The organism is Flavobacterium sp. (genome assembly GCF_031363805.1).
In the GTDB taxonomy this organism is placed as follows: domain Bacteria; phylum Bacteroidota; class Bacteroidia; order Flavobacteriales; family Flavobacteriaceae; genus Flavobacterium.
Genome location: NZ_JANLVD010000083.1, coordinates 1 through 2649, shown reverse-complemented (window position 1 = coordinate 2649; position 2649 = coordinate 1). Strand labels below are relative to the sequence as shown.

The window sequence follows — 2649 nt, the reverse complement described above, 5'->3', positions numbered from 1 at the left end:
CCAGTTTGAATAATTGGATTACTTGGTAAAAAAGGTACTAATTGTGGTGCAACGCAAATTGGTCCAACACCTGGCCCACCACCACCATGAGGAATGGCGAATGTTTTATGTAAATTTAAATGACAAACATCGGCTCCAATTGTTGCTGGATTTGTGAGTCCAACTTGGGCATTCATGTTGGCACCATCCATGTAAACTTGTCCGCCATTATCGTGAATTAATTGTGTAATTTCTTTGATGGCACTTTCAAAAACACCGTGCGTTGACGGATACGTTACCATCAAACAGGATAAATTTGCCGAATGTAACAATGCTTTTTCGCGTAAATCATCTACATCTATATTTCCGTTTTCTAAAGTTTTGGTAACTACAACTTGCATTCCAGCCATGGCTGCCGAAGCAGGATTTGTACCGTGTGCCGATGATGGTATTAAAGCAATATTTCTGTGGTGGTCGCCACGAGAATGATGATAAGCGCGAATAACCATCAATCCAGCATATTCGCCTTGAGCACCAGAATTGGGTTGCAAAGTGGTACCAGCAAAACCTGTAATAACATTTAATTGATGTTCCAATTTTGAAAGCATTTCTTGGTAACCTTTTGCTTGATCCAGCGGTGCAAATGGGTGAATATTGTTCCATTGTGCTGTACTTAATGGCAACATTTCTGATGCTGCATTCAATTTCATGGTACAAGAACCTAACGAAATCATAGAATGATTCAAAGCCAAATCTTTGCGTTCTAACATTTTAATATAACGCATCAATGCTGATTCTGAATGGTATTTGTTGAAAACATCATGTTGTAAAAATGCTGATTTTCTTTCTGAATTGGATGGAAATTGATTGCCATTTTGCAATTCTGAAATTGTAGCAGCCTGCTTATCATTCGCAATAGCGAAAATGGAAACAATTGTATTTAAATCTGAGATCGAAGTGGTTTCGTTTAATGAAATTGAAACGGTATTTTCATCAATGTAATAAAAGTTCACTTCGTGTTTTTCAGCAATTTCTTTTACTTTTTTGGCATCGGTTTTAATGACAATGGTATCAAAATAAGCAGAATTTGTTTGGTATAAGCCTAATTTTTCTAGTTCGTTTGCCAAAGTTGCAGTTGTAGCATGCAATTTATCGGCAATATATTTTAAACCTTTTGGGCCATGATAAACAGCATATATTCCTGCCATAACTGACAAAAGAACTTGTGCAGTACAAATATTTGAAGTAGCTTTGTCACGTTTGATGTGTTGCTCACGAGTTTGCAATGCCATTCGCAACGCACGATTTCCATTGGTATCAATGGTTACACCAATTATACGCCCTGGCATGGAACGTTTGTATTCTTCTTTGGTAGCAAAATAAGCAGCGTGTGGGCCACCATAACCTAACGGAATTCCGAAACGTTGTGTGGTTCCAAAAACTACATCGGCACCCATTTCGCCTGGAGGCGTTAGTTTTACCAATGATAAAATATCAGCTGCAACCGCAACTTTGATTTCGTTTTGTTTTGCTTTGGCGATAAATCCTGCGTAATCATGAACTTGTCCATATTTGCCTGGATATTGAAGAATGGCTCCGTAAAACTCATTTGAGAAATCGAACTCTTCGTGGTTTCCAATAACCAATTCAACACCAATAGGAGTAGAGCGAGTTTGTAAAACCGATAATGTTTGAGGTAAAATTTCTTCCGAAACGAAGAATTTACAGACATTATTTTTCTTTTGATCACGAGAACGTACATCAAATAACAACGCCATAGCTTCGGCAGCCGCAGTTCCTTCATCAAGAAGTGAAGCATTTGCGATTTCCATTCCAGACAATTCAATCACTGTAGTTTGAAAATTCAAAATCGCTTCCAAACGACCTTGTGCAATTTCGGCTTGATATGGCGTGTAAGCAGTGTACCAACCCGGATTTTCAAGAATATTTCTTTGAATTACTGCTGGAACAATGGCTTGGTTGTAACCCAAACCAATATACGATTGAAAAACTTTATTTTTGTTTCCTAAAGCTGCAATATGCTTTGAAAACTCATATTCAGTCATAGCTGGCTCTAAATCTAAATCAGATTTTAAGCGAATATCATTTGGTAGTGTTTCATAAATAAGTTGTTCTAACGATTCAACTCCAATGGTTTTCAACATTTTTGGAAGATCATTTTCTGTTGTACCAATGTGACGTAAAGCAAAAGCATCTGTTTTCATATAGGAATAAAAAGTGTTGTGTTTTTTGAAAGCACAAATTTATGTATAATTATCAGAATCAATAGCATTTTAATGGTCTATTTATGTGATTTTTTCAACTAAAATGACTTCTTATTAACAGTTTGATTAGTTTTGTGGAATGAGAAATGTGACGAAATTATTCAATTTTTATATAAAAAGTAGCATTCATGTGGGTGTGGCTGTTTATTCGTTAGTTCAAATTACAAAAATAACGTTGAACATTAGAATTGATTTTAATATTGATTATTTCATATTTTTCGGAACTATTTTCGGATATAATTTTTTCGAGTTACATACATAAAAAACAATTATATTTACAGTAAAATATAGTAGATGGAAGCAATATTTAGGGGGGAGAATATTTTAGAGTTCATAAAAGCCTTTCCAGATGACAATAAATGTAGAGAAGTTATAGCAAATGAGA

Annotated in this window: 1 protein-coding gene; it reads right to left on the bottom strand. The window is 35.4% G+C overall.

The window, feature by feature from the left end; translation table 11 throughout:
* Window positions 1–2204: aminomethyl-transferring glycine dehydrogenase (gcvP, locus tag RMN92_RS04720; RefSeq protein WP_309608315.1), on the bottom strand; the 2204-nt coding region annotated here is incomplete at its 3' end.
* Window positions 2205–2649: the final 445 nt, after the last annotated feature.